At 35.6% G+C, this 26146-nt stretch carries 29 protein-coding genes, 1 tRNA gene and 1 pseudogene; 12 read left to right on the forward strand and 19 right to left on the reverse strand.

What is annotated here, in order from left to right; translation table 11 throughout:
- The first annotated feature begins 58 nt into the window (after positions 1 to 58).
- A complete protein-coding gene (locus BUE84_RS08450; RefSeq protein WP_079241252.1) occupies positions 59 to 436 on the forward strand; it encodes a VOC family protein in 378 nt (125 codons plus the stop codon).
- 258 nt (positions 437 to 694) lie between these two features.
- Here BUE84_RS08450 and BUE84_RS08455 read toward each other — a convergent pair whose 3' ends face one another.
- Positions 695 to 1546: a hypothetical protein gene (locus BUE84_RS08455; RefSeq protein WP_079241253.1), complete on the reverse strand. Its 852-nt coding sequence runs from the start codon at positions 1544 to 1546 to the stop codon at positions 695 to 697.
- Positions 1547 to 1978: 432 nt separating this feature from the next.
- On the opposite strand from BUE84_RS08455, the gene BUE84_RS08460 reads away from it, so the two are divergent.
- Positions 1979 to 2191, forward strand: a complete 213-nt coding sequence (locus BUE84_RS08460; protein WP_079241254.1) for a glyceraldehyde-3-phosphate dehydrogenase — start codon at positions 1979 to 1981, stop codon at positions 2189 to 2191.
- Between the two features lie 70 nt (positions 2192 to 2261).
- Here the strand turns inward: BUE84_RS08460 and BUE84_RS08465 are convergent, their stop codons facing one another.
- Complete coding sequence (locus BUE84_RS08465; RefSeq protein ID WP_317047295.1) at positions 2262 to 2633, reverse strand: helix-turn-helix transcriptional regulator; 372 nt, start codon at positions 2631 to 2633, stop codon at positions 2262 to 2264.
- Positions 2634 to 2795: 162 nt separating this feature from the next.
- On the opposite strand from BUE84_RS08465, the gene BUE84_RS08470 reads away from it, so the two are divergent.
- The 4 genes from BUE84_RS08470 to BUE84_RS08485 all read left to right on the forward strand — a co-directional run bounded on the left by BUE84_RS08470 (position 2796) and on the right by BUE84_RS08485 (position 5845).
- The gene (locus BUE84_RS08470; RefSeq protein WP_079241256.1) at positions 2796 to 4070 is read left to right on the forward strand and encodes an AbiH family protein; all 1275 of its coding nucleotides are present in this window, start codon (positions 2796 to 2798) and stop codon (positions 4068 to 4070) included.
- 164 nt (positions 4071 to 4234) lie between these two features.
- Positions 4235 to 4319: transfer RNA gene (locus BUE84_RS08475), tRNA-Ser, on the forward strand.
- Positions 4320 to 4650: 331 nt separating this feature from the next.
- Positions 4651 to 5118 (forward strand): NUDIX hydrolase, encoded by a 468-nt coding sequence (locus BUE84_RS08480; protein ID WP_238594389.1) that lies wholly within the window; start codon positions 4651 to 4653, stop codon positions 5116 to 5118.
- 25 nt (positions 5119 to 5143) lie between these two features.
- The gene (locus BUE84_RS08485; RefSeq protein ID WP_079241258.1) at positions 5144 to 5845 is read left to right on the forward strand and encodes an HAD family hydrolase; all 702 of its coding nucleotides are present in this window, start codon (positions 5144 to 5146) and stop codon (positions 5843 to 5845) included.
- A gap of 396 nt (positions 5846 to 6241) precedes the next feature.
- Here the strand turns inward: BUE84_RS08485 and BUE84_RS08490 are convergent, their stop codons facing one another.
- Both BUE84_RS08490 and BUE84_RS08495 read right to left on the reverse strand, forming a co-directional pair.
- Positions 6242 to 7222, reverse strand: a complete 981-nt coding sequence (locus BUE84_RS08490; RefSeq protein ID WP_079241259.1) for a sterol desaturase family protein — start codon at positions 7220 to 7222, stop codon at positions 6242 to 6244.
- Positions 7223 to 7233: 11 nt separating this feature from the next.
- The gene (locus BUE84_RS08495) at positions 7234 to 7884 is read right to left on the reverse strand and encodes a lysoplasmalogenase (RefSeq protein ID WP_079241260.1); all 651 of its coding nucleotides are present in this window, start codon (positions 7882 to 7884) and stop codon (positions 7234 to 7236) included.
- Between the two features lie 281 nt (positions 7885 to 8165).
- Between BUE84_RS08495 and BUE84_RS24805 the strand changes: the two genes are divergently transcribed.
- Together BUE84_RS24805 and BUE84_RS24930 are read left to right on the forward strand one after the other, a co-directional pair.
- Complete coding sequence (locus tag BUE84_RS24805) at positions 8166 to 8333, forward strand: hypothetical protein (protein ID WP_238594390.1); 168 nt, start codon at positions 8166 to 8168, stop codon at positions 8331 to 8333.
- A gap of 31 nt (positions 8334 to 8364) precedes the next feature.
- Complete coding sequence (locus tag BUE84_RS24930) at positions 8365 to 8430, forward strand: hypothetical protein (RefSeq protein WP_262487990.1); 66 nt, start codon at positions 8365 to 8367, stop codon at positions 8428 to 8430.
- 123 nt (positions 8431 to 8553) lie between these two features.
- On the opposite strand, the gene BUE84_RS08505 is transcribed toward BUE84_RS24930, so the two are convergent.
- On the reverse strand, positions 8554 to 9342 hold the full coding sequence (locus BUE84_RS08505) for a PhzF family phenazine biosynthesis protein (protein WP_079243892.1): 789 nt from the start codon (positions 9340 to 9342) through the stop codon (positions 8554 to 8556).
- 374 nt (positions 9343 to 9716) lie between these two features.
- Here BUE84_RS08505 and BUE84_RS08510 point away from each other — a divergent pair, with 374 nt between their 5' ends.
- Positions 9717 to 11312 carry a tail fiber domain-containing protein gene (locus BUE84_RS08510; protein WP_079241261.1) on the forward strand — a complete coding sequence of 532 codons (1596 nt, stop codon included), beginning with the start codon at positions 9717 to 9719 and terminating at the stop codon, positions 11310 to 11312.
- 236 nt (positions 11313 to 11548) lie between these two features.
- Here the strand turns inward: BUE84_RS08510 and BUE84_RS08515 are convergent.
- The 3 genes and pseudogenes from BUE84_RS08515 to BUE84_RS08525 all read right to left on the reverse strand — a co-directional run bounded on the left by BUE84_RS08515 (position 11549) and on the right by BUE84_RS08525 (position 14080).
- Positions 11549 to 12598 (reverse strand): annotated as a pseudogene (locus BUE84_RS08515) (alpha/beta hydrolase).
- Positions 12599 to 12610: 12 nt separating this feature from the next.
- Positions 12611 to 13177, reverse strand: coding sequence for a sugar O-acetyltransferase (locus BUE84_RS08520; RefSeq protein WP_079241262.1), 567 nt, complete (start codon positions 13175 to 13177; stop codon positions 12611 to 12613).
- 81 nt (positions 13178 to 13258) lie between these two features.
- Complete coding sequence (locus BUE84_RS08525; protein ID WP_079241263.1) at positions 13259 to 14080, reverse strand: helix-turn-helix domain-containing protein; 822 nt, start codon at positions 14078 to 14080, stop codon at positions 13259 to 13261.
- A 263-nt stretch (positions 14081 to 14343) separates the two neighbouring features.
- On the opposite strand from BUE84_RS08525, the gene BUE84_RS08530 reads away from it, so the two are divergent.
- On the forward strand, positions 14344 to 15633 hold the full coding sequence (locus BUE84_RS08530) for a hypothetical protein (protein ID WP_079241264.1): 1290 nt from the start codon (positions 14344 to 14346) through the stop codon (positions 15631 to 15633).
- A gap of 53 nt (positions 15634 to 15686) precedes the next feature.
- Here BUE84_RS08530 and arsB read toward each other — a convergent pair whose 3' ends face one another.
- The 7 genes from arsB to BUE84_RS08565 all read right to left on the reverse strand — a co-directional run bounded on the left by arsB (position 15687) and on the right by BUE84_RS08565 (position 21487).
- Positions 15687 to 16718 (reverse strand): ACR3 family arsenite efflux transporter, encoded by a 1032-nt coding sequence (gene arsB, locus BUE84_RS08535; protein ID WP_079241265.1) that lies wholly within the window; start codon positions 16716 to 16718, stop codon positions 15687 to 15689.
- Positions 16719 to 16720: 2 nt separating this feature from the next.
- Entirely contained in the window at positions 16721 to 17332 is a 612-nt protein-coding gene (locus BUE84_RS08540; protein WP_079241266.1) for a low molecular weight phosphatase family protein, read from the reverse strand.
- A 16-nt stretch (positions 17333 to 17348) separates the two neighbouring features.
- The gene (locus BUE84_RS08545) at positions 17349 to 17822 is read right to left on the reverse strand and encodes a DUF6428 family protein (protein ID WP_079241267.1); all 474 of its coding nucleotides are present in this window, start codon (positions 17820 to 17822) and stop codon (positions 17349 to 17351) included.
- Between the two features lie 77 nt (positions 17823 to 17899).
- Positions 17900 to 18229, reverse strand: coding sequence for an ArsR/SmtB family transcription factor (locus tag BUE84_RS08550; RefSeq protein WP_062670547.1), 330 nt, complete (start codon positions 18227 to 18229; stop codon positions 17900 to 17902).
- 171 nt (positions 18230 to 18400) lie between these two features.
- A complete protein-coding gene (locus BUE84_RS08555) occupies positions 18401 to 19342 on the reverse strand; it encodes a 3',5'-cyclic-nucleotide phosphodiesterase (protein ID WP_079241268.1) in 942 nt (313 codons plus the stop codon).
- A gap of 126 nt (positions 19343 to 19468) precedes the next feature.
- Complete coding sequence (locus BUE84_RS08560) at positions 19469 to 20593, reverse strand: agmatine/peptidylarginine deiminase (RefSeq protein ID WP_079241269.1); 1125 nt, start codon at positions 20591 to 20593, stop codon at positions 19469 to 19471.
- Between the two features lie 69 nt (positions 20594 to 20662).
- Positions 20663 to 21487: a GyrI-like domain-containing protein gene (locus BUE84_RS08565; RefSeq protein ID WP_079243893.1), complete on the reverse strand. Its 825-nt coding sequence runs from the start codon at positions 21485 to 21487 to the stop codon at positions 20663 to 20665.
- 163 nt (positions 21488 to 21650) lie between these two features.
- Here BUE84_RS08565 and BUE84_RS08570 point away from each other — a divergent pair, with 163 nt between their 5' ends.
- Together BUE84_RS08570 and BUE84_RS08575 are read left to right on the forward strand one after the other, a co-directional pair.
- Positions 21651 to 21899, forward strand: a complete 249-nt coding sequence (locus BUE84_RS08570) for a hypothetical protein (RefSeq protein ID WP_079241270.1) — start codon at positions 21651 to 21653, stop codon at positions 21897 to 21899.
- Positions 21899 to 22306 carry a YybH family protein gene (locus tag BUE84_RS08575; protein ID WP_079241271.1) on the forward strand — a complete coding sequence of 136 codons (408 nt, stop codon included), beginning with the start codon at positions 21899 to 21901 and terminating at the stop codon, positions 22304 to 22306. Before BUE84_RS08570 ends, BUE84_RS08575 begins: the two co-directional genes overlap by 1 nt.
- 75 nt (positions 22307 to 22381) lie before the next feature.
- Here BUE84_RS08575 and BUE84_RS08580 read toward each other — a convergent pair whose 3' ends face one another.
- The 4 genes from BUE84_RS08580 to BUE84_RS08595 all read right to left on the reverse strand — a co-directional run bounded on the left by BUE84_RS08580 (position 22382) and on the right by BUE84_RS08595 (position 26144).
- Positions 22382 to 23836 carry a sigma 54-interacting transcriptional regulator gene (locus tag BUE84_RS08580; RefSeq protein WP_079241272.1) on the reverse strand — a complete coding sequence of 485 codons (1455 nt, stop codon included), beginning with the start codon at positions 23834 to 23836 and terminating at the stop codon, positions 22382 to 22384.
- A gap of 61 nt (positions 23837 to 23897) precedes the next feature.
- On the reverse strand, positions 23898 to 25037 hold the full coding sequence (locus tag BUE84_RS08585) for a vWA domain-containing protein (RefSeq protein ID WP_079241273.1): 1140 nt from the start codon (positions 25035 to 25037) through the stop codon (positions 23898 to 23900).
- A gap of 282 nt (positions 25038 to 25319) precedes the next feature.
- The gene (locus tag BUE84_RS08590; protein WP_079241274.1) at positions 25320 to 25721 is read right to left on the reverse strand and encodes a PaaI family thioesterase; all 402 of its coding nucleotides are present in this window, start codon (positions 25719 to 25721) and stop codon (positions 25320 to 25322) included.
- A gap of 12 nt (positions 25722 to 25733) precedes the next feature.
- Positions 25734 to 26144, reverse strand: coding sequence for a DUF2000 domain-containing protein (locus tag BUE84_RS08595; RefSeq protein ID WP_079241275.1), 411 nt, complete (start codon positions 26142 to 26144; stop codon positions 25734 to 25736).
- Positions 26145 to 26146 lie beyond the last annotated feature (2 nt).

Here is a 26146-nt window from a genome sequence, read left to right on the forward strand (position 1 = left end):
TGCAAAACAAATTAAATTTGCATCAGAAAACTATAGACTGAACAAAAACGAATAAAAAATGAAAAGAGTAACTGCTATCGGAGGAATTTTCTTCAAATGTAAAGACCCGGAACAAGTCAATGAATGGTATAAAACCCATCTAGGATTACCAACGAGTCCATATGGTGCCAAATTCGACTGGAAAGATGAAGAATCTGATAAGAAAGGATATACACTGTGGAGTCCTTTTAAAGAATCTACCCAGTATTTTGAGCCTTCTGCTAAAGATTTTATGATTAATTATCATGTAGAGAATATCGAAGCATTGGTAGAAGAGTTAAAAAAAGAAGGGGTAACAGTACTGGATGAAATCGCTACTTATGAGTACGGAAAGTTTGTCCACATCCTGGATCCGGAAGGAAATAAGATTGAATTATTCGAGCCGGCAGGGGAGTAGCCAGTTTGTTTTCCGGAGAATTTCTGAAAACTTTACCACCTATATAACAACTGAAGACGTACACATTCCCCTCCGCCGGAGGGGTGGCAAAAATTCAAAGAATTTTTGACGGGGTGGTTTTCCACACAAAGCTCTCCACACTGTCATTGACTACATTGAGTCTTCGATTTCTGACAAAGGAAGAATCTCATAAACCCATAAGATTCTTCCTTCGTTTAAAATTGCAGCTGCTCTTAGTTTTGCAACATTTCTGTAATTCTAATCCAGAATATAGATTTTCTTCTCTTTAAGATTGAATCCCAGTTTTTTCCCCAGCCAGTTGATGCTTGTTTTACCTTCATAAATAAGACCATCTACAAAAAAGACCTTAGGCTTTTCAACCGTGGCAAAAGGGGTAGAAATAGAGCCGATATCACTTTTATAAAACTTGGTCGTCAGATCAGGATTGAATTCACTTTTCTTTTCAACCACATTCAGGCCTTCTTTTTTGATATCCATCGTATTCATCAGGCGTTCACTCAGCCAGAAAGAATCTTTACCGGAACCGGAATCCAGAAGAACGTTAATCTTATATTTATTGTTCAGAAGCACATAGGTTGTAATATCCATCGACTGGTCTGCATTGGTAGAAAGCTGGATATCCATTACTTTCTTGCCATTCAGTTTTTCTTTTGGAAAGATAAGCTCGTTGGTGGTATAGTCTATGATAAACTCTGTATCATAAAGCATGGGAAGGGAAATCAAACCGTCAATTCCTTTGATTTCCATATCATGTGTGGAGTACCAGGTATCTTTAAATTTTTTACCATTAAAAATAATCTCTTTTGATTTGAAAAGAGGAATCGTCATTTTCTCACCGGTTGCCCGAAAAGCCGTTAAATAGTTATACGTTTCTTTGGGTTCCAGACCTTTGGAAAAGTTTCCCAGGAAAAGATTGATTCCTCCTCCCGTATCAAAAATAAAATTTCCCTTTTTACCATCTATTTCAGCGCCTACCACCAGATGACCGGAAGGAAGAACAGAAATAGGCATTTTTTGGGAAAAAGCCATAGAGGTGATGGCTAATGAAGCGGTAATAACCGATTTTTTAATAAAGGATTGAATAAGCATCTGATAATAGTAGTATTAGTTTTTATTAGGGTATTGAAACCTTACAAATATAATATAATCTGATGACTGGCAGGATATATACCCTTTGAAAGGGTCTCGAGGGACTTGCTCAAGGGTCTTCAGTGACTTGAATAACCCCCTGTAGGGTGTTCATGTACGGTCTACAGCCACTTCGGAAGGGATTCTACCCCCTTAGTGAAGGGGCTATACCCCCTTGGGTAAGGGGGTAAAGGGTGTTGGTGAACGGTCTCCCGACCCTTATTGAAGTGGCTTTAGGGGCTTTAGAAGTGGGTAAATGGATGTTTTTGATAATAGTAAAAGAAAAATGGCTTCCAATGAAAGGCATTATAATAACCAGTTTGTCTATCTTCCTGAAAATATCTTCATACTTAAAGTAAAATCCCTACATTTAATTCCTAATCAAAAAAGTATATGGAAACCAAAGTTATCAAAATCACACATGTTACAGGAACTTATATCATTGAGGCTGCTCATGGAAAACTTAATGATCTGAAAACCCAGTTGGACAAATGCCTGAACGATGAGCAGGGAGCTATTGTAGTAAAGGGAGAGGATGGTGATCAGTTTGTATATCCTTCCGATCTTTTAAAAAATAGCTTCATTGCAATTGTAGACCGTGAATAGGAGATTTTTACAGGGATAAAAATAAAAACGGCTTCCATTGGAAGCCGTTTTGTTCTTTATGTAGAAGAGATTATCCCTTTTTTAATTTTTCATTTTCTTCTTTTAAAGCTTTAATCTGCTCTTTCAGAAGATTAATGTATTCCTGTTGGTTTTCTAATAAGTAATTTGGAACGTTACAATTATAGATGCCAGACTGATGAAATGAACTAGTGTCATTAAATGTTATGTTTTCATTTTTCTGTACAATATTCGGTTCTTTCTCTTCTTTGATATCTTCTATAGGAACTTCCAAAGCTTTAGCCAGTTTTTCCCATTCGTCATCAAATATTCTGACATCTCCATTTTCTTTTCTGCTATAGTTGGAGACATCTGTAGCAAGAAGATCAGCAATCTGCTGCTGAGTATAGCCTTTCTGCTTTCTTAAAGTTCTTAGTTTTTCCATTGTCATAGGATACCTGTGTTTTTACAAATGTAGTGAAAAAATAATACTATAAAATAAAGACAATATCTATATGGGATAGAATTATTAAATTTTCTTGTAATTTATATTTTATAAGGAAAAGAATTATATTTGAGAGAAACTAAGACAGAAAATTAAAATTAAATGAATAGATTAATCATTGTAGGAAATGGGTTTGATCTTGCACATGGATTGCCCACATCATATTCTTCATTTTTAAATTTTATTTGGCAGGAATTTCATCAAACAACAACTAATCCATTATTTATGGAATTATTTGAAATTGACGAGATGCACTTGTCTACAAATGGGCTGAGTTATCAAGACTATAAAGATTTTTGTAGTAAAATGAAATTTAATTATAGGAGTAGTAACTATATGTTTAAAGATTCTCATTATGGATCTACAAGTTTTAACCTTTTTTATAGAAACACTTTATCTTTTGATGAGGATTATCAAAAAGTATTTTCCTTTAAGAATAAATTTTTTGAATTAATAACAGTTAGACAGGCAATTAATTGGGTGGACATTGAAAACTCTTATTACCAAGTTTTGATATCATTAATTACAGGCGAAGGAAAATATATGCATATAGGCACTGTTAAACAACTAAACGAAGAATTCACTTCAATAAAAAATCTTTTAGAATATTATTTAACTGAAAAAATTGAAAAAAAATATCAGCTTAGTACTTCTTATTCTCATTGTGAATCTATTTTAAGTTTATTTGAGTATAAGTTTAAAAATTTAAAATCACAATATAATGAGGATAATCCATTCTACTTAGAATTCCCACCAGACTACAGAAAAAAACTCGAAGATTTTGATTATTTATTTTCAGAAGGATACATCGATAAATCAAATAGCGCTTATGAAAATTTCTTTTTGGATTTCAACTATACTTCCAATGTAGAAAATTATGTTACTAATTTAAATTTTAAAAATTCAAGATTTTTTGGTGAATCTTCACATATACAAATTCATGGTCAATTAAATGATGTTATTAACCCAATTAATTTTGGTTTCGGAGATGAGATGGATGATCATTATAAGTTTTTGGAAAACACAAATGATAATGATTTTCTTGAAAACATTAAATCTTTTATGTATTTGAATAATTCTAATTATAGAAAATTGTTAAACTGGATTGAAGCTGATGATTATCAAATATATATTATGGGGCATTCTTGCGGACTTTCAGATAGGACATTATTGAATACTTTATTTGAACATAATAATTGTAAATCCATAAAGATTTTTTATTATAAGGGAAAAGATGGATCAGACAATTTTAAAGAATTATCTCAAAATATATCAAGACATTTCAATAAAAAATCATTGATGAGACAAAAGGTTGTCGATAAAACACTGTCATTACCTTTGCCACAAAATGTAAGGTATGATCAAAAGACTATTTAGACAGGATAATTTTTATTTATATATTATTTTCTATAAAAAAATAATTCCCCTGATTCCTAGTCTATTATTAAGTTTTGTTAAAATTTGTGTAGTAAAAGTTTTGCAGAAATTAAAAATCGTTCTATATTTGCACCACTGAAAACAACGGTATAGCCGGAGTTTAGGGAGAGTTGGCAGAGTGGTCGATTGCGGCAGTCTTGAAAACTGTTGACTGTAACAGGTCCGGGGGTTCGAATCCCTCACTCTCCGCTAAGGGAGACATTCATTTTTGAATGTCTCCCTTTTTTTATATATTCTATACGTATTGATTTTCAACTGATTACATTATTTTGGAATAATGTAAAATGTGTTCGAGTTTTGAATATTTCTTAATATAAGAAAATATTTGCTATTAGAAGATTCCCATTCTTCATTATTATGTGTTCAATATTCCCTTAACCATTCAATCTCATAGCTCAGATACAAGAGGTAATTTATAATTTTGTTGAAGATATATGCAGTTCAGGTATTGAAAACTCTTTTGGAATTTTATTATTTTTGTTTAAAAAGGTAAAAAGACATGAATAATTGTGTGAATGGAATGAAGAAGGTAGCTACGCTATGTATATTAAGAAACAAGGATAAATTTTTGTTGCTAAAAAGACTAAAAGAACCAAATAAAGATATGTATGTTCCCGTTGGCGGAAAAATAGATCCATTTGAAAATCCTGACGATGCTGTGGTACGTGAAGTAATGGAAGAAACGGGAATTCATATTACTTCGAAACAGTTTTGTGGGATTTTAACTGAAACATCACCTGTGAAATACAATTGGATAAGTTATGTATATGTATCAGATATCGAATTTGTAGATGCCCCATATTGTAATGAAGGAGAACTACAATGGATAGATGCTGAAAATTTGGCGGATATTCCAACCCCTTTAACCGATTTATATATATACGATTATGTTTCTAAAGGTGAGGTTTTTGCGTTTAATGCTATCTATGATTCAGAATTAAATCTGATATCTTTATGGGAACAGTACAGTAATACCCAAATTAGATAATATTAAAAATTGAATAATTAATATAATGAATATAAATAGAGAGTCCATCAAGATTATAGCCTTTGATGCTGATGATACTTTATGGATAAATGAACCCTATTACCAAAAGGCAGAGGTTGAATTTTGCCAATTATTAGAAAATTATCTTCCTCAACATTCAATATCAAAAGAACTATTTGAAACGGAAATGAATAATCTATCCTTATATGGATATGGAGTGAAAGGTTTTATACTTTGTATGATAGAAACAGCGAGTAGAATCTCAGCAGGCCAATTATCTTTAAAAACAGTGAATAAGATTATAGAAATTGGGCAGGATCTATTAAGGATGCCAATTGAATTGCTGGATGGTGTAGAAGAGACATTGGCTCAACTTAATAAAAACTACAAATTGATAGTAGCCACCAAAGGAGATCTTTTGGATCAGGAAAGGAAACTAAATAATTCGGGTCTCCAAAAGTATTTTCATCATGTTGAGATTATGAGTAATAAAAAGAATAATGATTATTTAAAGCTCATGAGTAAACTTGAATGCGAGGCAGGAGATTTCTTGATGATTGGGAATTCAATAAATTCAGATATTTTGCCTGTTTTAGAAGTCGGAGCACAAGCAATACATGTTCCGTATCATGTAACTTGGGAGCATGAAAAAAATGATGAGAAAGTCAAACCAAATAATTTTTTACAGATAGAAAGTTTGGCTCAGCTTCTACCTATCCTGTTGTAGAAATGCACATTGTGGATAGTTTTTTAATGGCTAGCTATTAGATTAAGTCATAGCTATTACAATGTACGAATTATCGTTGATGGAATTTTTGAAAAATGTTCAATAAACTTAAGGAGACATTCAAAAATGAATGTCTCCTTTTTTTATGTTCTAAATTGCTTGATTTCCGGTCGGCTATACTGATATTCATCATTGTAAAGGCTTCATTAGCTACACGCCTAAAACGGTCAAGCTGGTCTACAACCAGATAGTTTACTGTTTTATGACGCTTTGTTATGAAATCTTTTAGTTTTATAAAATCAGACGGTCAAATGTTATAGGTTAGATTATTCTTACTTGCTATGAAAAAATTGCATACCTGACGAGAATCGTATTTGTTTTCATGCAAGACAACCATCAATTCATCTTTTCTTCTAATTCCCGCTTCAAAGTAGAAATCCGCTCATCTTTATCATTATGATGCCAGCCCGGAGCATTGAATATATACCCCAATTTCGCTTTCCATGTAGGTGCATTTCGGACATCCTTTATCATATTTCCAAACTCATCAAAGACGATATGAAAAACATTATAAGTATGAATGTTATGATAAATGCCGTACTCCGTCGTTTTCTTTTCTTCCGCTTTGTACGTGCCGAAAAGATGATCCCAAATCATCAAAATACCTCCATAGTTATTATCTAAATCTTCAACTTTTCGAGAATGATGCACCCGATGATTGGATGGAGAATTGAATATTTTATCGAACCACCCTAATTTTCCAATAGCATTAGTATGCGGCCAAAATTGAAAAATCAAGTTAAATTGATGCATCATAGCAATCATAATAGGATGAAAACCAATAATGATAAAAGGGATATACCAAATATCTCGATATATGATTTCAAACCACCCTTGACGTAATGCAATAGCAAGACTCAAATGATTAGCCGAATGATGATTGACATGACCTGTCCAAAATAATCTGATTTTATGACTCAATCTATGATGCCAGTAAAAGCCAAAATCCTGAACAATCATAACCAATAACCAAAGCCACCAGTGATCCGCATGCCATTTTAAAGTGAAGAATTTATTGAAATCTTTGATCCCGAAAATATCAGTAAGTCTAAAATGATTGTAAATCCAAAAAAAGTAGGACAATGAAATAGCTTTCATCCCAAAGTCTAATATTACTGCCCCTATCCCCAATCCGATACTCGATACATTATCTTTGATGAGTCTTTTTGTGAATACTTTTTGAGGAATCTGATACAAAAATATTTCCCCTACTATCAACAAGATAAACACAGGAATAAAATAAGTAACAGGATCGGTAAAATCCAATGGACAGAATAGGCCAATACTATGAAAAAAACGGTTATCTTTTCTTTTCATAAGCCTTGATTTTATCGGATAATTCTGTTCTTTTTTTCAATGTCAACCACTCCCAACACCAACATCAATTGGGCTAAAACATAAGTAATCATCACAACAAGTTCTTTCCCAATACTATGCTGTACGAAAATATTAATGGCCAATACAGAATCTGATATTACAAACAAAACAGCTCCCAGGATTAATAATAAAGAATAAGTTCTGATACTAAAATACAGCATCGTAGCAATGGTAATTCCGTAAATTACCACGGGTATCTTCATTTCGTTTAAATAAGGATATATATAGTAAATAAATGAACCTAAATATAGAAAAACAAAGGGAAGCCAACTCCATGCATTTTTCTTTTTAATCTTCAAAAAATAAGCGATGTAACAAATATGAGCCAATAAAAAGCTTCCCAAACCGGGTATAAATCCCCATCCAAATAACAAAAACACATCACCCAAAAAGCTCAAAATTAATCCAGATAAAAACCATTGGTTGATCCGACATATATTTTGTTTAGAATACGTAAAATAAAACCAGATAACAATAGGTAACAACAGTGGCTTGGTAAAAAACCGCCAAGAACTATGATCCATAGCAATAAATATTAAATCAAATGCAAAAACAATGGCAAGAAGGACTAATAACAATTTGATATTCACAGACTTTATCATGGTACTTTTTTATTGCAATCTTTTAATTATCTTTTTTCTTGTTACAATATGGGTATATCTCCGGTTTGTGCCAAGTTATTCTATATGTGGCACTTAGCTCAGATTGTTAAATTACAAATAAAATTGAGATAAAATACTTTTGAAATATAAAAATACAATGCATCACACTTTAGTTTATTTTATGTTTTAGAAATAGACTATTATTATTAGAAATATTATTTAAGTTTATACAGTTTAATCACAACGGAAAGGCTTATGAAGTTCTGGCTGCAGCACCAGGTATGGATAAAAATGATTTTCAGATCAGGCTGGATGGTAACCTGCTTACCATTTTATCAGCGAAGGAAGATCGTAAAGAGACAAAAGATGAAAATTTCACAAGAAGAGAATTCAGTTACCAATCTATCAAAAAAGTTTTGAGCTTCCAAAGATGTTGTGGATCAGGATAATATTAATGCAAAATATGAAAATGGCCTTTTAATGTTAACCATCCCGAAAAAAGAAGATGCGAAGCGGAAACCACCAAGAATGATTAAAATATCATAGAAATAACTACAAAATTGGCTACCAAAAGAGTAGCCAATTTTTTTTTATTTTTGAAAATACAGACAGATTAACTTACATCTTTGAATTATTTGATTCAAAGATGTATTACAATATTATATTCTCTTACTCTACCCAGAAATATCCCACAGAGTATGTTTGGGCTTTCCCCGCCACAATTACCCTTTCGTTTTTGTTCTCACAATAGAGCTGTCCGCCTCTTTCAGAGATCTGACGAGCAAAAAGCTTATCTTTTCCTAATCTTGATGACCAGAAGGGAATCAGTGAACAGTGTGCAGAGCCGGTAACCGGATCTTCAAGAATGGAGGATTGTGAGGTGAAATATCTTGAGACAAAATCACAATCAGTACCCGCTGCTGTTACTACAACGCCGCCAGGATCCAGATTGATAAGATCAAAAACGGATCTTTCAATGTTGATATTCTTTATATCTTCTTCAGAATCGTATACCAGTACATAATCTCTTGATTTTAAGACTTCTTTCGGCTGTATAGTAAGTGATCTGGATATAATATCCGGAAGAGCAGAGGCTTCGGGCATTCTTGATGGAAAATCCATATAATACATTCCATCTTTAACATCTACTGTCAGTTCACCACTTTTGGTTTCAAAAATGATTCTATTACCCTGATAATGTAAGAGGGAAACAAGACAATGAGCGGTAGCAAGAGTAGCATGCCCACATAAATCCATCTCTATTTCAGGGGTAAACCATCTTAAGTGAATGGTATCACCGTTATCAATGAAAAAAGCGGTTTCTGCTACTGCATTTTCACGGGCTATTTTTAAAAGGGTTTCATCCGGTAACCAGTTTTTTAATGGAACAACACAGGCAGGGTTTCCATGGAAAACAGATTCTGTAAAAGCATCTATCTGATATAATTCTAACTTCATAGGTTGTGAAAAATTTGTGAAGAATAAAGATAGTTCATTTCCTGCAGGAAGTCCTCTGATATTCATGAGAAAAATATTTCAGATTCTATTTTTATACAAATAAATAATGACTTTTTATGGTCCTGTTTTGTAATAATTTTTCCACACTAAAATGGAGATTTATTTACATCTATTTTTTCAAAAAGGATTTCTGAAAATTTAGCTTTGTACTAAATAAAACGGGAAACAATGAAAAAATATAATCATGATTTTCTTCATTCAAGTCTTTCGGGAATACCCATGGTTAAAGTCTTCAATCTTTTGAAAAGACTCTGAATCGGCAATTGTTTTCCTAAGATTTCTTCACTTCATTAATAACTCATAATCAAATAATAATGTTTAAAAACTTTACTACATTATCAGTAGCAGTGGCTTTGCTCTCTTACGGTATTGTGTCTGCTCAAAGTGTCGGGATCAATACAGCTCAACCAGGTTCAACACTGGACGTAAACGGATCTTTAGCTGCGAAATACAGTGCTGTTACTTCCGCAGCTTATACAATGACTTCTGCAGATTTTCATATCTCGTATAACGGAACTACTAATGCTGCTTTTACATTACCAACAGCAATATCTGGTACAGGTAATTTCAAAGGCCGTATGTATACCATCAGAAATAATACGGCTTTTACCATTACAATAACTCCTTCAGCTTCAGAAACAATTAATGGTAATGCAAGTATGGCAGTAGGTCCTAATCAGAGTCTTCAGCTGATCAGTACAGGTCTTACGGGAGCTGCTTCTACATGGGATATCTCAGGAAGCGCAAATGTAACGGCAAGCAACGGCCTTACAGCTGTAGGGCAGGAGGTGAGACTTGGCGGTACACTTTTACAGAATACAGCCATTGATTATTTGGACAAAGCATTATATTTCAGAAGCAATGTAGATGGCGCAGGACTGACATCCATCAGCAATACGAATTCCGGAACTAATGCTTCCGCTCTTTTAAGGCTCACGAATGATGTGGGAACTTCTATGGATATGTTTCTTAATTCTTCCACCAAAACAACTGAAGGTGGAGCTAATGCAGGAATCATAAACAATATTGGAGGAGCGCTAACGATAGCGGGAAATAATAATGTTGCCCAGTTGAAGCTCAGCCAGGCGAATGGAGGAGATTACCTTTTTAACGGAGACAGAAAGCTTAACTTCAATGGAGACGGTGATATTACAGCTTTTGGGACTGCCGGCAATTCAGTGAATGCTTTCAATGGTCTTCTTACTTTAAAAGGAAACAGTAATAATCCTGCATTTGCTCAGGTAACACTTGGCACTACAGGTCTTAGATACTATTATGGTAACAGTGTTAACAGTATGCTTGACATCGATGGTAATGGAGATATCAATATGAACAGACCGGAAGTTGGTGGTATTGGTGGAAATAAAGTGGCAGCCACCAAAGGACATCTTGATTTAAGCGGATACAATACGCTGAATGGCTCTGTAACCCAGATTTATCTTGGGGCGGAAGGATTCAAGTACAGCTACAACGGAAGCACTAAGGTGACAATTGATGGTAACGGGTTGGTGAGTGCTGCAGGTGGTTTTGTCAATACTTCGGATATGCGTTTAAAAACTCAGGTTAAAGAAATAGGGTATGGTCTTACTACCATTATGGCATTAAAGCCGAAACAATACGAGCTGTCAGCTAATAATCAGATTAAAGAAGGTAAACCGGCTGTGAATCCGACACAGAAGACTCAGCATAAAATAGGATTCCTGGCACAGGATCTCTATAAAATAATTCCTGAAGCCGTCTATAAACCAAAAGATGATACCAGAGAAGCCTGGGCTGTTGACTACGCTTCACTTGTTCCTGCCCTTACAAAAGCTATTCAGGATCAGCAGGCTGAGATAGAAGAACAGAAAACCAAAATCAAAAAAATAGAAGCAGAAATGGAAGCCATCAAAAAGAAACTGGGATTGTAATAAACTGGTGCAATATTTTGGACTTAAAGTTATTGCATTTCCGATTCTAAGAACACACACTAAAAAGAATACCTTATCCTGTTGGAAGACTATTTTAATAAAACATTCCCTCTGTTTTTATTAAAATATTCCGGGATTTAGGGTTTAAAATATTCAAATTTTTTATTTTCCAATACGTCGCAAAAGCCTGCTATTTGCAGGCTTTTGTATTAATGAATCTGGTTTTACAAATAATCTTATTTCAGGTTTTCCTTAAAAAAAACATCCAGTTTATCGAAAGGGATAATTTCTGTTTTGTCGTAAAGATCTGTATGTACAGCGTCAGGAATGATTATTAACTCCTTAGGTTCGGCAGCCATCTTGTAAGCATCCTCACTGAAGTATCTGGAATGTGCTTTTTCTCCGGCAATAATCAGTACTGGACGGGGAGAAATTTCTTTGATATAGGTGAGTAATGGCATATTCATAAAAGAGAGTGCATTGGTTGCATTCCAGGAACCAATTGAGTTTAATGAACGTTTATGAAACCCTCTCGGAGTACGGTAGTAATCAAAGTATTCTTTTACAAACTGAGGTTCATCTCCTTTCAGTTTTTCAGCATTCAGCCTTGGTCCGGGCTGAAATGTTCCCTTTTCTGCATCTTTCCAGCGTTGTTCACCAAGTTGCTGTAACAATTGCGTACGCTGTTCCGGAGTGATGGCGTCATAATATCCTCTGGACATTACCCGTGACATATCATACATACTGGTTGTTGCAACCGCTTTTATCCGTTGATCCACTGCTGCAGCATTTAATGCAAACCCTCCGAATCCGCATATTCCGATAATTCCTATACGGTTTCTGTCCACTTCTTTCTGTAATCCCAGAAAATCTACTGCAGCACTGAAATCTTCCGTATTGATATCAGGAGATGCCACACTTCTCGGTTCTCAGCCACTTTCCCCGGTATACGACGGATCAAATGCCAATACAATAAATCCACGTTCTGCCATCTGATTGGCATAGAGACCGGATGACTGTTCTTTTACTGCCCCAAAAGGTCCGCTTATGGCAATAGCTGATAGCCCTTTATTTTTAACGAGGGATAAAGGACTGTATAGATCACCGGTAAGTAATATTCCGTAACGATTTTTAAAATGTACTTTTTTACGGATAACATTGTCACTCAGTTTAAAAGTATAGTGTTCGTTTTTTTCTGTATTTTTCATTTTCTTTTCATTTTGCTGTGCATAAGCTTTTCCTGTTAACAGCAATGCAAATGCTGTTAAAATTGTCCATTTTTTCATGGGAATATTTCTTTAGATAGGTTTAATGATTTTTGCAGGAACTCCTCCCGCAATGACATTGTCCGGAATGTCTTTATTGACAACTGCTCCGGCAGCTATTACACTATTCTCGCCTATGGTAACTCCGGAAAGAATGGTTGCGTTAGCTCCAATCCATGCATTCTTTTTAATATGAATACGTCCGGGAATAAGAGAGTGGCGGTTTACTGAAGAAACAGGATGTGTTTCAGAAAGTAAACTGACGTTGGGAGCGATTAAAACATGATCTTCTATTGTAATACCTCCCAGATCAAGAAATGTACAGCCGAAATTGATGAACACGTTTTTACCGATTTTTGTATTCTTTCCGTAATTGATATATAATGGAGTAAAGATGGTCGTGCTTTCTTCGATGTATTTACTGGTGATCTGACCTAAAAACTCCCTGATTTCTGCCGGATCAGAAGAACTGTTCATTCTGATCAGTAATTTCTTTGTTTCAAAAGAGGCTTCACGCATTCTGAAGGCCTGCGGATCATCTGCAGGAATTGTTTCCCCTTCTGTGAGCCGTTCAAAAATATCCTGTGTTTTCATTATCATTTATTTACAGGACAAAATTAAAAAGTGAACCTCACAGTACTATTACTGCGAGGCTCAAATAACTTTTCTCTGAAGCTCAGGTTAAATTTCCTTCGGTGAAAATCCGTATTGTTTTTTGAATGCTGTGGAAAAGTGTGAAGGATTTTTAAATCCAACCTCTACATAAACATCCTGTACTTTCCTGCCTTCGTTTTTCAGTTTGAAATAGGCGGCTTCAAGACGTTTTCTGATCAGCCATTTTTGCGGGCTCAGGTCACTTATCTTTTGGAAATCACGCTTGAAAGTGGCAAGACTGCGGCCGGTATAGGAAGCAATTTGTTCCATGGTAAGCTCATCCATATAATTTTCATTCATGAACTCCATAATATCAATTTTCCACGGCTCTGTAAAATCAAACAAAATAGGAAAAAAGATCTCTGAATGATTGAGTAAGGCGTAGATTCCTTCCTGTAATTTAAGATGAACAACCCCTTCAGTTGGTCTTGTATTCTCCTCAAAATAAGGAGTAAGCGATTGAAATAGGCTTGTAATATCGGCACGCGGTTCTATTTTAAATACATTTTCTTCAGAAAAATGAACCTTCTGAGGCAGATCCGATTTATTTAGTTTATGATAAAAATCCCGGAGTAAGTTACGGTTAAAGGTTAATGAAATACCCTTGTAAAGTTCATCACCTTTACTGTTTTTATACATTAGCAGACGATGGTTACGCCGTATAAAAGCACATTCTCCTGCTGTTATGGTTATTTTTGTATTCCGGTCTTCAATGATTTGTTCTCCTGAATACAAATAGAGCAGTACATGTTCGGGAGTTGCATGAATACATTTTTCACTGTAATCCGAAAAACAGGAAAAAAATATTCCTGAGTAATTTATGGTTTTCAATAGGTCAGTCTGTTCCATCTTGTGCTAAAAATATAAGGTCTGTAATAACAAAGTTAGTTATTAAATGCTAAGTTTTCTTTTCTTTACGGCTCAATATATATTTCTTAGAAGCTCATCAATCAATTTATCTGCAGGTTATTTTTTGATGGTTGCAATTGTTCTTCATCATTGTAATTCATTATATTAGCTGCCTAAAGTATTAATTTGCACTTATTATGTGTATATAACTATAAGGTGCAGCGATGTATTTTCATAGAAAACATTAACCAAAGGATTTAACCATGAAGCAGACTGTTACAGCTTTCTTTTTCTTGTTTGTATTGGGTGTAAAAGCACAAAAACAAGCTATTTCCTCTGATACAATTTCTATTTTTTTTGATGAGCTAAACACCGCTTCAAAAAAGAATATCGGACTTTGGAACAAAGATTTATATGGTCCTATGATGTTAATCGATCCGAAAACCAGAGAATTTTTTGCCAACGAGCCGGATTCGGAGGGAATTCTGAAACGTAATGGCACTATCTATTCCGGAGTTTTGCCTGCTGCTGTCAACATCGCAAATACCGCTATGAATTGGGGTGGAAAAAGATGGGCAATGATCATGCTTCCTCTTTCTCAAAATAAGGAAAACAGGATTAATCTTTTGGCTCATGAGTCTTTTCACAGCATTCAGCCTTCATTGGGATTTACTCTTAACAATGCAGAAAATAATCATCTGGATCAGAAAGAAGGGAGGATTTACCTTCGTCTCGAATTGGAAGCGCTAAAGCAGGCAGTCCGATCATCTTCAGAAAAGGAATATACCCATCACCTCACCAATGCATTGACCTTTAGAAAATATAGGAATAGGCTTTACAAAGGTTCAGAGACTACAGAAAACCTGCTGGAACTGAATGAAGGAATTGCTGAGTTTACAGGGCTGATTGTGAGTGGCAGAAATAAAGATCAGACAGGATTATATCTTTTGAATAGCATTGATGGTTTTATGAAAAATCCAACATTTGTACGTTCATTTGCTTATTATACAACACCTGTTTATGGATATTTGCTGTATCTTAAAGATCCGGACTGGAACAAAAAAATTAATGCAAAAACTGATCTGACCGGCTATTTCATTAAAGCATTTGATATAAGGATTCAGACTGACCTGCAAAAAGCAGTTGAAAAACTATCTGACAATTATAATGGTACATCAATTATAAAACAGGAAACCGATAGAGAAGAACAAATGAAAAAACGTATTGCTGAATACAAACTTAAATTCATTCAACAGCCTCACTTTGAAATCAAATTTGAAAAAATGAATGTTTCGTTTGATCCAAGAAATATTGTGCCTGTAGAAGATCAAGGGACAGTATATCCCAATATCCGGATTACTGATTTGTGGGGTATTCTGACAGTTGAAAATGGAGCATTGATGAGCCCCAACTGGGATAAAATTTCAATATCAAATCCAGTGAAAACTGAAAATAAAAAAGTATCAGGGGATGGGTGGATCCTTGAACTGACAGACGGCTATACCATAGCTAAAGATGAAGACAATGGAAATTATAAATTGATTAAGAACTGATATCCACAAAAAAGCATCACTATTTCGGTGATGCTTCTTATTTTGTAATAAGATTAATGATACCATTTCTTTTTCAAGAATAAACTGGCTTTTACCAGAAGTATTAAAACCGGAACCTCTACCAATGGACCAATCACGCCTACAAATGCCTGCGGTGAATGAATGCCAAAGACTGAGATGGCCACAGCAATAGCCAGTTCAAAATTATTTCCGGTAGCAGTAAAGGCTATAGATGCATTTTTATCATAAGAGACTTTTAATGTTTTGTTGATCATAAAACTTATAAAAAACATCAAAACAAAATAGATAACCAATGGGACGGCTACTTTGATGACATCCATTGGTAATTCCAGTATTTTAGAACCTTTTAAGCTAAACATCAGTACGATGGTAAATAACAAGGCATACAATGTCACAGGAGATACCTTAGGCACAAATTTTCTGTTATACCAGTCTTTACCTTTTGATTTAATCAGGAAATAACGACTAAGAAATCCTGCCAGAAAAGGAATTCCCAGATAAATCAATACGCTTTCTGTGATGTCCCTCATAGAAACATTCACATTAAAGCTTGCCAGACCAAGTTGAGTAGGAAGTACATTGATAAACAGCCAAACCAGAAAACTGTAAGTGAACACCTGAAAGATACTGTTTAAGGCCACCAATAATGCTGCATATTCTCTGTTTCCTTTGGCGAGATCATTCCAGACAATAACCATGGCAATACATCTGGCCAATCCAATGAGAATTAAGCCTGACATATAATCAGGTTCATGTCTTAAAAAAAGGATGGCAAGACCAAACATCAGAACCGGGCCAATAATCCAGTTGAGCAATAAAGAAATGCTGATTACTTTTTTATCTTTAAAAACCAACGGCAGAAGAGTATAGTCAACCTTAGCTAATGGCGGATACATCATCAAAATGAGTCCGATGGCCAGAGGAATATTAGTAGTACCCACCGACTGTGAATTGATAATAGTAGGAATGACCGGGAAAAAATGTCCCAAAGCAATTCCTATCCCCATAGCCAGAAAGATCCATAAGGTAAGATAACGGTCAAGAAATTTTAATCTGGGCTGCATGATTATTTTTTGATTTTAGAAAAAACATAAAACATTTCTGTTGCAATTTGTAAGCTTCTTTCAGTATATACTGCTGTTTGTTCCGGTGTATGATCTGAAATCTTAGGATCTTCAAATGTGATCGGAATTCTTTTTTCTGCACCGGGAATAAAAGGACATCCACCATCTGCCTGCGAACAGGTCATAATTGCTGCAAATCCCGAAACAGGATTGAACAGACTCTCGTATTTTTTTGAAAAGCCAATTATTGGAAGGCTGTTATCATCATATTTTATAGCATATACAGGATTGGTTGTATCGGCAATGCCGAAAATTGAAAAGCCCTGTTCTGCTAAAACTTCCGCGATCTTAGGAAATAATGCCGTTGTTTCCGTTCCTCCGGAATAGCAATGGACTTGCGGAATGGTAAAGAAAGAAGCTGCCACCTGTGCCCAAATCTGTGCCAGATGGCTTCGTCGGGAATTGTGGGTGCAGATAAAATTCAGGTTGATTTCTTGGCTATCATCCACTTTTTGCTGTATAAAACTGATCAATGGTTTCAAAACCTCTTTTCTATCGGTATCTATAGCGTCCCATTTCAGAGATTGAACCGTATTTAATAATTCTTGATACATAATTTATTCGTATTAATTAGCAGCATCCTGATCCCGGAGTGCAGGCTGATGCTGGGTTTACAGATAATTCAGACAGATTTTTCTTTTGTTTTTCGGAAGGAATTCCGCAGGCTTCCTGTGCAAGGCAGGCTGTTGTTTTATTTTTCAGTACAAAGTTTTTTCCGTTAAATTCAAGGTTATATTTTCCAATGGTTTCTCCCTGATATTCAACTTCAATTTCGTTATCTTCTATCCCGAGTTTTTCTTCAGAAAGCAGAATGATATGAAGCAGTTTTCCCGGTTTCAGTCGGTGTTCATAATCATCAGTATCCCATAGCTGAAAGTTGACCACTTTTTCATTTCTGATTACTCCGCCACAATCGATAAAGTTTTTAATGATCTGACCCACTTCTGTTACATGGAAATGTTCAGGGACAAAATTTCCGTTTTCTAATTGAAATTCAACATTTTTCAGGGTGGGAAGAATTTCCTTAATTTCTGATAGTCTCATAGTAGATTAAAATTTAGTGTTATAATTTTTTAAACGTTATATTGCAATATTACGATGTATTAGTTCAAAAAAATGCCTTAACAGCATTGTTTTATACTAACATCCTGATTAAAAAACAGGTTGAATTCATTTTGAAACTGCTTCCAGTTGCTTTCATTAATGCAGTAGCATACAGATTTTCCTTCAATGGAACCTTTGATAATTCCTATATTCTTCAACTCTTTTAAATGCTGAGAGATCGTAGCCTGTGCCAATCCAAGTTCTTCAACAAGATCATTACAGATGCATGCTTTTTGATTAATGATATACTGTAAAATAGCGATTCTTGCCGGATGTCCCAAAACTTTAAGCAGAGAAGCCAGCTTATTTTGCTCGTCAGTATAAATTTCTGTTTTAGTAACTCCCATTATTGTATTTTATATTGCAATATTACGATGATAAATTAATTAAGCAATGAAAAAATTTCATAATTTTAATTTTTGATATTTAAATTATTGATTGTCATTGTTTTAAAATTCAATGAATCATGTCTGAAATAAAAAGATGAAGCAAAAACAGGCTTCATCTTTTATTTGTTGTTATGGTAAACTAATCTTTTTGCCTTGTTCAGGGAAGATGTAATTTACTTTTAAAGGATTGTTTTTCAATAATTCCTTTTTGATAAGCTCAGGATTATCGCCTGTAGGTTTTCTGTGAGTAACCACGATGTTGAGACCCTCAAGGCTGCTTTGTCCGGTCTTTTCTTTGAGTTTGCTCAATTCCTCATTCAGCAGATTAGGAGTAAGATGTCCAAACAGAAGATGTTCTGGCTGACTGTTGGGGAAAGAAACTTCAATTAATATCGTATTGAGCTGTCTTTTTTTAACAAGAGGAGCTGCTATATTCCAAAGTTGATCCAGACGGTCAGATTTTTCTATACGGTCTGCTCCTGTATCTCCAAGATAAAGCAGATAATGATTCTCTCTTCTTACCAATGCGGCACTGCTTTTATATGGATTTACGTGGCTCAATTCATAACCTGTTATAAAAAAAGGTGTTTTAGGTGCGGGAATTTCAGTTCCTGCCTGCAACTCATTGTAATGGTATTTTCCAAGGATAGGTTTCTGTCCCTGATCTGCAAAATTGATCCAGGTATCTGTAATAAAGTAATGATTCTGTAAAATTTGAATCACAGGAGCTATAGCGAAAATATCTTTCTTAGAATCAGCCGGAGAATTGATGATAAGGCCGGATAAATGATCAAGATGACCATGGGATACAAAATATCCTTTTATCTGATCTTTTAAAACCGTTTCTGCTGATCCTTCTAGACTTTTTAGTTCAATCGCTTTTCGGATTCCTGCATTTACGGTACCGGCATCCAGGCAGAGAAATGCATTGTCTTTCGGAGCGCCTACCAGATAGGCAGATAAATTGTCTTCCTGCTCACCACCATATATTCCTAAGGGAATTACATCAAAATTTTGTGCCTGGCAAACAATATTCAGAAGAACCAATAAAGAAAGTGCTGTTTTTTTCATAATACGTATAATAGAAAACCATCTTTTTCGGGATGGACAAAGCAAATTTACGCTATTTTTTGATGACAGAATCTCCGAATCAGTAAAGCCTGCTGAAAATGAGCAGGCTTTATTTTGACTATTATTTTATTGAGGCTGTTGCTGGGTTACACAATGAACCATTCCTCCATTGGCAAATAAGTTACGACAATCAATTCCAACTACCTGCTTGCCAGGATACAGCTGTTGGATAATGTTGTTGGCAACTGCATCATTCGGGTCATTATAATTAGGAACCAATACACGGTTATTGGCAATATAATAATTGATGTATGAGGCACGACCTACGTTTTTACCGTAAGTAGTGATCACATCATTTCTTGTTAAAGGCACTTTTACAAACTGATAGGCAGCTCCGGTTTTTGTGGTTGCATCATACAGTTTATCAATATCTCCATTGGGAACCTGCCAGTAGGCAAGATCGTCCGGATTCATTGTGATAATGGTAGATGAATTGGCAAATCGGGCAAACCCGTCAATATGCATGTCGGTGATATCCAGACCGGCTTTTCCATTCAGCCAGATAAATTTGGTAACTCCGAGGTTTTTAGTAAATATGGCTTCTGCCTGTTGTTGCGTCATCCCCGGATTTCTGTTGTTATTCAGGATAGAACTTTTACAAGCCATCAATACTCCGTTTCCGTCAATTTCCACACTTCCTCCTTCATTAATCATGACTGAATTAAGATTGATTTTTGGAATATTCGTATCTGCTGATATTTTAGATGGAATTGCATTACATTTACTGTAATCTGCCTTATTTCCCCATCCGTTAAATCCCCAATCCTGAATAAATAACTGTCCGTTCTGATCTTTTACATAAATAGGACCGTTATCTCTTACCCAGAAATCATCTGTAGGATAAATTTTGAAGTTGATATTGGTAAGAGGAACTCCTGCAGTGTTGAGTAGTCCTACAATACGATTCTTTTCTGCACCGTCATAAGCAATAATGTGAACTTTTTCACTTTGTACAAGCTCTTTGGTCATGGCTACCCAGGTGGCATCCAGACGGTTTCGGTAGGTAGTTCCGTATTGATACTGGTGTGGCCACTGAAGCCAGGTTCCTTCATGGGTTGCAGACTCTTCCGGCATTTTATAAAGAGCTGTTGCAGGGTTCACTGTATCCGGATTCTCTATTATAGGATCTGTTTGAGAACAGGAAAGTAGAAGAGCAGGTAATAACAGGAACATGATTTTCTTTTTTTGCATAATTGATCTATTTTTAACAGGGCAAAATTAGATCAGCAAAAGTTTTGAAAGTTGTCCCAAATTGACAACTTACTTCAATGGCAATAAAATATAGGTCAGCTGTTTTTCCTTGTCGTTTCCGTTTTCAGCATGATTTTCATACTTTTCAATGATGGGAGTGTGTGAAAACTCAAGACCTGAATTAAAAATCCAGCGGGAGTAGATCTTCGTGTAGGTGTCGTCTATTGTTTCGTAGCTTCCGGAATGGGTAAAGCGGGCATATTTACCCCCGAATATCATTTTTGAAGGAAGCTTTTTATTTCCGGATTGAACAGATGAGCATGAATCATAGCGGCAGTTGATTTCAGTTTTAATCAAAGGTTCATCGGCTATAACTCCAAAATATTCTACCCCAGAGTCAGGGAAATCATTTTCCATGAACTTTTCCCATAACACTTCAATTTCTTCATTGTTATAATAGGTGTTAATGCTCTGATAATATACCTGTACGGGCTTCAGATATACAATTTCGGGTTCCAGTAAGACCTCTGAGGTAACAGGGATGATTGCATCTCCACAAAGAAGCTGTTCTTTACTTTGTCTTGCAACTTTAGGGGAAATCCCAAAATGTTGTTTAAAGGCTTTGGAAAAAGAAGCGATATTGGCAAAACCTACTTCAATGGCGATGGAGGTGAGATTTTCCTGAGTATAAAGAATCCGTTTATAGGCATTTTCTACCTTCAGCCTTTGTTGGAAAGCACCTATTGTCTCCCCACAGCTGTACTTGAAAATACGCTGGATATTCCGGTAAGAATAATGAGAAATGTCTTCCAGCTCCTTTACAGAAACAGGCTGGTCGTAATTCTTTTCCATGAAATTGATAACTCTGTAAATACAATTCAGGTTGTCTTCCATAAGCATTGAAATTTTTCCGAAACTGGTAGTAAGAAATAAATTACAAATAAAAGAAATAAAAAAATATCTTGACAATATTGTATTTTAGCTTTCGGTAAAAATAGATTTAAAAACAATAAATTTTACCGTTATAACAAAAACAACCAAGAAATTACTATTAAGCATGGAAAAAGATTTGTCAGAATTAACGGATCAGGAGCTGATAGAGAAAAAAAGAACTATTGAAGCCAGAAATGTTGTGAATGCTATCATCCTGGGAGTATTAGCTGGAATTGCTATTTACAGTACCATAACCAAAGGGATTAGTTTCACTACTTTCTTACCCATACTTCTTGCTTTTTTTGTGGCCAACAGCTGGAATAAAGATAAGAAAGGTTTGAAAAGGGAAATGGACGCCAGAAATATGAAATAATGCAGGAATTTAACAGAAAAACAGAAACTGGTGCTGTAGCCTATTTTCGTTATTGCATCAGAAACGGAGATATAAAAGGAGCATTAAGCTGTTTTTATCCTGAAGCAGTTTATATAGACCGCGATGGAAGAGAGTGGAGAGGACTTGAGCAGATAGAAAAGGCAATGAATGAGATTTGCTGCTTAAAACTGGATATTCAAGGTGAAACTCCGCATATCACAGTTGTAAATGATCTGGCGATGTGGCAGGATCAGTGGGAAATGACAGGAGCTGCTCCGGATGGGCATCCTATTCATATGAAAGGCAATACATCCTGTGTTATGAAAAGAAATGAAGAAGGAGAGTGGCTATGGTTGGTTGACAATCCTTTTGGCTCTGCTGTGCTTAAAAATGACAATCTGGTATAAAATGATTTTGTTTCTTAAAAAATAAAAACCTTCAGATGAACTGAAGGTTTTACTTTTATATTATTTTACTGATTTTTAGTTACGTAAGAATTGACCGATCCCGGGAGAATCAAAAGTGAATGCATTCTGATTTTCAGATTTGTCAATTTTATTATTGATAGTTAATGCCCATAATATAAGTTCTTTGCAGAAATTCTGGTCTTCTTTGCTCAATTCTGAAGTATTTTCTTCCACTACAGTTGTCAGAGGTAATATCTTATCAAGTTTAGCATAAAATTCTTCATCTGTATCATTGTAATTAAGTTCTAAATGATTTTTGTTGAACCACCTGATCAGGTCAGTGTACGGTGTTTTGATTCCTTCTTTTTCCAGTTTTGAAATACGTGGGAAGAGGCTTTCAAATTGGGTGATGACGGCTTTATCAATTAAGATTTTGGCTACATAATCAGCTCCTTCCTGTTCACCTTCATATACCAGTTCAATTTTTCCTGTGATTGATGGAATGATCGACATAAAATCAAGCAGGCGTACAGTGGTTTTTTCTGCACCGGATTCAATCAAACGTAGTTTCGCTGCTGCGATTAAATTTTCCATAGCACTGATGGTAAGACGGGCACTGACTCCGCTTTTCGCATCCACATATTCGCTGATACGGGCTGCAAAAGCAACCTCTTCCAAAAGATCTTTCGCCAGATCAGGAATCTGAATCTGGGCTTTATCTTCAGCAGAAATCAATGCTTCCTGCTCTGTAATCTGTCTTGCAAGAGCAATGGTTTTTGGATAATGGGTAAAGATCTGAGATCCGATTCTGTCTTTCAACGGAGTTACAATACTTCCTCTGTTGGTATAATCTTCCGGGTTAGCTGTGAAAACAAACTGAATATCAAGTGGCATTCTCAGCTGGAATCCTCGGATCTGAATATCTCCTTCCTGCAAAATATTAAACAGGGAAACCTGGATTCTGGCCTGCAGATCCGGCAATTCGTTCAAAACAAAAATAGAACGGTTGGCACGAGGAATCATTCCGTAATGTAAAACACGTTCATCGGAATAAGGTAGTTTCAGCGTAGCCGCTTTGATAGGGTCTATATCACCAATTAAATCTGCAACATTCACGTCAGGAGTGGCCAGTTTTTCGTAGAAACGATGAGAACGGTGTACCCACGAAATTGGAGTTTCATCACCTAATTCAGCAAGCAGATCTTTGGCAAACTTTGAAATCGGATAAAAAGGACTATCATTAATTTCGGATCCCTTTACGATGGGCATATATTCATCAAGCAGATTAACCATACTTCTTGCAATTCTGGTTTTTGCCTGGCCGCGTAAGCCCAGCAAGTTGATGTGGTGACCGGCAAGAATTGCTTTTTTCAATTGGGGAACTACCGTGTCTTCATAACCCCAAAGTCCTTCAAATACAGGTTTTTTAGCTTTAATTCTGGCAATTAAATTAGCTTGAATTTCCTCATTAATCGTTTTATGAGTATAACCGGATTTTTTTAATTCTTTGAATGTAATATCGTTTTTCATTGTCTTGTAATACTATGTTATCTGACCAGGTTTGTATGTTAAGTCATTTAAAATCTGATCTTTATATTCTTCTTATTCTGTTTTTTTCGTAATCTTCAAAAATCATCTGTCCCAAACCTGATAATCCGGTCAGGAATGCTTTTCCTTTGTTTTGAGCTGTGAATTCCTCCACAAACTGACGCAGATAAGGATCCTGGGCAATCATAAAGGTAGTGATAGGAATTTTCAGTTTTCTTGCCTGTGCTGCTCTGTTGAAACATTGGTTCACAATTTTTTCATCCAGGCCAAAGCTGTTCATATAGAATTCACCACTGGGAAGCTGAATGCAACTGGGTTTTCCATCGGTGATCATAAAAATCTGTTTGTTGGTATTTCTTTTTCTGCGGAGAATATCCATGGCCAGCTCAAGTCCGGCTACGGTATTGGTATGATAAGGTCCTACTTTCAGATAGGGAAGGTCTTTGATCTTAATAGGCCAGGCTTCGTTTCCAAAAACAATGATATCAATGGAATCTTTTGGATATTTGCGTTTGATCAATTCCACGAGAGCCATGGCTACCTTTTTGGCTGGTGTAATCCGGTCTTCACCGTACAGGATCATAGAGTGGCTGATGTCAATCATCAGAACGGTACTCATTTGTGCCTTATGTTTGGTTTCTTCTACGATGAGGTCTTGTTCTGTCAGGCGAAGGTCTGAGATTCCGTTGTTGATCTGTGCATTTTTCAGGCTTTCTGTCATATTCACGGCAGCAAGATCATCTCCGTATTGGAAGGAACGGTTTTCTCCATCTCTTTCATCCCCAATTCCTGTTTTGTTGGTACGGTGATTTCCTGCTCCGTTTTTCTTTAGTTTTCCAAAAATCTGATCCAGTGCATATTCACGAAGCGCAGCTTCAAGCTTAGGTGTTAATATATTTTTACCTTTTCCACTTCCCGTATTGCCTTCTTCAGGATCTTCTTCCCTGATATAGCCTCGTTTTTTCAGATCTTCTTCAAAATCCTGAAGGGTGTATTCATCACTGAAAATATCATATTCCTGATCAAGCATGTCCAGCCACTCGAAAGCTTCTTCAATATCTCCAGAGGTGTGGGTAAGCAAATCTTTGAAAACATCAAAGACGCGGTCAAAATGTGATAATTCCTCCGGCACATGTTTACTGAATATAAATCCTTTTCCCTGATTAAAATTTTTATCTGTCATAAGATGATAAAGAGGTTTTGCAGTTATTTGCTATTGAATATTTCAGAAAATGTAATGAATTGTCTGAAGCATTCTTTATTTCGTTTCAAACTGAAAAGTTAGGAAAATATCATGGCAAGATTTCCTTAGAAAAATAGAAAATACTAATGATGGTGATATGGAATAAGAATATAATAGCTTGCTGTTTTTGTGGGGTTAAAAAACCTTCTACATCATTTATTTATACTGAAAATGCACAAATAAAGATTTGTGCATTTTAAATGTTATGGGAGAAAATTTGTTTTATGAATGAATAGCAATCATGGTTGCGGTCATTTTTGCAATGAGTTTTTCCTCTTTTTGATCATAGACATATCCTTCACAGATGGTAAGGGTTCTTCCTGCCTGTAAAACTTTTCCAATGGCAACAAGCTTATCCGTATTGGCTGGCTTCATAAAATTAACTTTGAACTCTACAGTCAATACATTGGCATTTTCAGGCATTGTGGTTAGAGCTGCATATCCGCAGGCGCTGTCTACAATAGTTGTGAGAACGCCTGCATGAAAAAAGCCGTTGTGCTGGGTTAGGTTTTCAGAAAATTTGCAGGTAATTTTCACCTGTCCCTGCTGAACTTCTTCTAATTGGGCACCAATTGTTTTCATGATTCCCTGCTTGTCAAAGCTTTGTTTTATTTTATTGTACATGATGATTGATTTTTATTCATGAAATTTTAATCCATCCAGCGCTTTATCTACTTTTTTATTCTCACCATACATGATAATCCCCACAAGATCCAGATGGTCTACAGGATGTTTTGCGATCTCCAGAACATTTTCTTCACCGGAGCGGGTAGCAAAAAGCTCTTGGGTATAAACTCCAATGGACAGTTCACGGTCTCTTGAGCGGCGGAATGCGCGCTGAAGTTTTTCTGTATTGTCTGCTTTATAGATGAGGGTAGGATGTTTTATAAAAGCTAAAAATTCCTCCTGATCCGCAGTTACGAATTTTTCACCATGAGTTTCCGGAAATTCAATAGCAATGCTTCCCGCCAGAAAAGAAACAACATTCAGTTTTTGCCATGGCAAGAGATCATCTTTAATGACAATGGCTACTTTTTTATCGTACATAT

Origin of the sequence: Chryseobacterium indologenes, assembly GCF_002025665.1 — a bacterium.
Lineage (GTDB): Bacteria > Bacteroidota > Bacteroidia > Flavobacteriales > Weeksellaceae > Chryseobacterium > Chryseobacterium metallicongregator.